This is a genomic window from uncultured Methylibium sp., assembly GCF_902826655.1.
In the GTDB taxonomy this organism is placed as follows: domain Bacteria; phylum Pseudomonadota; class Gammaproteobacteria; order Burkholderiales; family Burkholderiaceae_C; genus Methylibium.
Map to the genome: position 1 here is coordinate 1 of NZ_CADEFR010000119.1, position 3855 is coordinate 3855.

Genomic DNA, 3855 nt, shown 5'->3' on the forward strand with positions numbered 1-3855 from the left:
TCAGCACCCAGTCGAGGTGGCTCTGGTGGTTGGCGAAGTAGATGCGCTGCTCGGCCTTGGGCGGGCAACCGTACCAGTGGCCCTGCGCGCCGGTGATCAGGCGGGCGATGAACGAGAGCGCGAGGCCCATCGTGTCGGAGGCGAGACTCATGGGGGGCCATGCTAAGCGGGAGCCGTGACGCGCCTATCCGGAGAGGCCCGCTTGCACCGAGCGGGCCGAGGCCCGCCGCCCGCTCAGTGCCGGAAGTGCCGCACGCCCGTCAACACCATCGCGATGCCGCGCTCGTCGGCCGCTGCGATCACCTCGCTGTCCTTCACGCTGCCGCCGGGCTGGATCACGCAGGTGGCGCCGGCGTCGGCCAGCACGTCGAGGCCGTCGCGGAAGGGGAAGAAGGCGTCGCTGGCGACGCACGATCCCTGCAGCGTCAGTCCCGCATGCTGGGCCTTGATGCTGGCGATGCGCGCGCTGTCCAGGCGGCTCATCTGGCCGGCGCCGACGCCGAGCGTCATGCCGCCGCCGCAGAAGACGATGGCGTTGCTCTTCACGAACTTGGCCACCTTCCAGGCGAACAGCAGGTCGGCGGTCTGCGCCGGCGTCGGCGCCTGCTTCGTGACCAGCTTCAGGTGGCCGGAGACCAGCTCGTGGTTGTCGGCGGTCTGGATCAGCAGGCCCGAGCCGACGCGCTTGATGTCGTGGCTGTTGAGCCCGCGCGACCAGGCGTTGGGCGCACGGCGGTCGATGCCGTCCTGCGCGATGCGCAGCACGCGGGTGTTGGCCTTGGCCGCGAAGACGGCGAGCGCGCCCTCGGTGTAGCTCGGCGCGATCAGCACCTCGACGAACTGCCTGCTGATCGCCTGCGCCGCGGCCTCGTCGACGGTCGCGTTGAAGGCGATGATGCCGCCGAAGGCCGAGGTCGGGTCGGTCTTGAAGGCCTTGCCGTAGGCCTCGGCGCTGCTGCTGCCCACCGCGACGCCGCAGGGATTGGCGTGCTTGACGATCACGCAGGCGGGCGTCGCCGCGTCGAAGCTCTTCACGCACTCCCAGGCCGCATCGGCGTCGGCGATGTTGTTGTACGAGAGCTCCTTGCCCTGCAGCTGCATCGCCGTGACCAGCGAGCCGGGCGCCGGGTGCAGGTCGCGGTAGAACGCGGCCTGCTGGTGCGGGTTCTCGCCGTAGCGCAGGTCCTGCAGCTTGACGAAGCGGCCGTTGCTCTGGCCGGGAAACTCGGCGCGCACCGGCACCGCGCTGTCGGCGTCGGGCAGCGTGATCGAGGAGAGGTAGTCGCTGATCGCGCCGTCGTAGTCGGCGATGCGGTTGAAGGCCGCCACCGACAACGCGAAGCGCGTCGCGCGGCTGACGCTGCCGTGCGCCTTCAGCTCGGCGACCACGCCCGCGTACTGCGAGGCATCGGTCAGCACCGCCACGTCGTTCCAGTTCTTGGCGGCCGAGCGCACCATCGCCGGCCCGCCGATGTCGATGTTCTCGATCGCGTCTTCCAGCGTGCAGCCGGGTTTGGCCACCGTCGCCTCGAAGGGATAGAGGTTGACGACCAGCAGGTCGATGGTCGCGATGCCGTGCTGCTGCAGCGCCGCCATGTGTTCGGGGACGCCGCGGCGCGCCAGCAGGCCGCCGTGGATCTTGGGGTGCAGCGTCTTCACGCGGCCGTCCAGCATCTCCGGAAAACCGGTGTGGTCGGCGACTTCCGTGACCGGCAGGCCGGACTCGGCCAGCAGCTTCGCGGTGCCGCCGGTCGACAGCAGCGTCACGTCCAGCGCGTGCAGCGCGCGGGCCAGCTCGACGATGCCGGTCTTGTCGGAGACGGAGAGGAGGGCGGTCAGGTGTGCCATGGGGTCACTTGATCAGCTTGTGTTCGACGAGCTTGCGGCGCAGTGTGTTGCGGTTGATGCCCAGCCATTCGGCGGCGCGCGACTGGTTGCCGTCGGCGTGCTGCATCACCACGTCCAGCAGCGGCTTCTCGACCACCTGGATCACCATGTCGTAGATCGCGTGCGGCTCGGCGCCGCGCAGGTCCTTGAAGTAGACCTCCAGGCTTTCGCGGATGCACGCGTCGATGTGCTTCTTGGTCATGCTGCTTCTTGTTCGAGGGGTTGTCGTTCGAAGTCGGAGTCGAGCGATGCTGCTTGTGGCAGCCGCTCGTGATCGTCGGCGAGTGCGTCGAACCAGTCCGCCACAGTGGCGAGCTGGTCTTGGCAGCGCTCCAGGGTGTTCATGCGCGCCCGGAACAGCGCGCCGCCCGGCAGGCCGTGGACGTACCAGCCGATGTGCTTGCGCGCGCTGCGCACGCCCGCGCCGGCGTCGTCCCAGCCGTAGAGGCCGTAGTGGTCGTGCAGGTGCTCCAGCAGCCAGGCCTTGACCTCCTGCGTGCGCGGCGCCGCCAGGTGCTCGCCGGTCGCCAGGTGGTGCGCGATCTCGCGGAAGATCCACGGCCGGCCCTGCGCCGCGCGGCCGATCATCACCGCGTCGCAGCCGGTGGCGGCGAACACGGCGCGCGCCTTCTCGGGCGTGTCGATGTCGCCGTTGGCGACCACCGGCACGCGCACCGCGGCCTTCACCGCGGCCACGGTGTCGTACTCGGCCTGGCCGCGGTAGCCCTGCTCGCGTGTGCGGCCGTGCACCGTCAGCATCGCGATGCCCAGGTCCTCGGCGCGGCGCGCGATCGCGACGGCGTTGCGCTCGTGCTCGCTCCAGCCGGTGCGCATCTTCAGCGTCACCGGCACGCCGCGCGGTGCGCAGGCGGTGACCACCGCCTCGACGATGCGCAGCGCCAGCGGCTCGTCGCGCATCAGCGCCGAGCCGGCCCAGACCTTGCACACCTTCTTGGCCGGGCAGCCCATGTTGATGTCGATGACCTGCGCGCCGCGGTCGATGTTGTAGGCCGCGGCCTCGGCCATCATCAGCGGCTCGGTGCCGGCGATCTGCACCGCGATCGGCGCGGCCTCGCCGCCATGGTCGGCGCGGCGCGAGGTCTTGAGGCTGGCCCACAGGTCCTTGCGCGACGTGACCATCTCGCTCACCGCGTAGCCCGCGCCCAGCCGCTTGCACAGCACGCGGAAGGGGCGGTCGGTGACGCCCGCCATCGGCGCCGCGAACAGCCGGTTCGGGAGCTCGATCGAGCCGATGCGCAGGGGGGACACGGAGGAGGGCTGCCTAAAAAGAGGGCAGAGTATAGCGGCGTGAAATGCTGCGACTTCCGCGCCCGTGCCAGCACCGCATGCTGCGCCGCACCGACAATCGGCGCCGATGGAAGCCTGGCTGGAATCGCTGCTGGAACTGCTCGCCCTGCCCAAGTTCGGACTGAGCACGGTGTTCGTCGTCGCCTTCGTGTCGGCGACCCTGCTGCCGCTGGGATCGGAGCCTGCGGTGTTCGGTCTCGTCAAGCTGAACCCGCACCTCTTCTGGCCCGCGATCCTGGTCGCGACCGCCGGCAACACGCTGGGCGGCGCGGTCAGCTGGTGGATGGGCCTGGGCGCCGAGAAGATCTACGAGCGCGTCAAGCACAAGCCCGCCGAGGCGCGCGTGCTGGCGTGGCTGCAGCGCTTCGGGCCCAAGGCCTGCCTGCTGTCGTGGCTGCCGGTCGTGGGTGATCCGCTGTGCGCGGTGGCCGGCTGGCTGCGATTGCCGTTCTGGCCGTGCCTGCTGTACATGGCGATCGGCAAGTTCGCCAGGTATCTGACGATGACTGCGCTGCTGGTTTGGGTGTTGCCGGGGCAGTTTCATCCTTGATTCTTCGTTGGCTGCGCCGGCTGACCTCGTGAGGACGCGCCGGGTCTCGCCCCGGCAGGCGAGTCACTTTCATTTGCTGGCCCAAATGAAAGTAACCCAAGCAAAGGGCC

Annotated in this window: 4 protein-coding genes and 1 pseudogene; 1 reads left to right on the plus strand and 4 read right to left on the minus strand. The window is 69.7% G+C overall.

Translation table 11 applies throughout. The annotated features are described in order from the left end of the window. The 4 genes and pseudogenes from QZV97_RS20520 to dusB form a co-directional block, all read right to left on the minus strand. Nucleotides 1–151, minus strand: a pseudogene (locus tag QZV97_RS20520) (1-acyl-sn-glycerol-3-phosphate acyltransferase); the annotation flags it as partial. A gap of 83 nt (nucleotides 152–234) precedes the next feature. After that, nucleotides 235–1848: a bifunctional phosphoribosylaminoimidazolecarboxamide formyltransferase/IMP cyclohydrolase gene (gene purH / locus QZV97_RS20525; protein WP_295647224.1), complete on the minus strand. Its 1614-nt coding sequence runs from the start codon at nucleotides 1846–1848 to the stop codon at nucleotides 235–237. A gap of 4 nt (nucleotides 1849–1852) precedes the next feature. Then, nucleotides 1853–2089 carry a Fis family transcriptional regulator gene (locus tag QZV97_RS20530; protein ID WP_295647226.1) on the minus strand — a complete coding sequence of 79 codons (237 nt, stop codon included), beginning with the start codon at nucleotides 2087–2089 and terminating at the stop codon, nucleotides 1853–1855. Then, entirely contained in the window at nucleotides 2086–3147 is a 1062-nt protein-coding gene (gene dusB, locus QZV97_RS20535) for a tRNA dihydrouridine synthase DusB (RefSeq protein ID WP_295647229.1), read from the minus strand. Before dusB ends, QZV97_RS20530 begins: the two co-directional genes overlap by 4 nt. A gap of 115 nt (nucleotides 3148–3262) precedes the next feature. On the opposite strand from dusB, the gene QZV97_RS20540 reads away from it, so the two are divergent. Further along, on the plus strand, nucleotides 3263–3745 hold the full coding sequence (locus tag QZV97_RS20540; protein WP_295647227.1) for a YqaA family protein: 483 nt from the start codon (nucleotides 3263–3265) through the stop codon (nucleotides 3743–3745). Nucleotides 3746–3855: the final 110 nt, after the last annotated feature.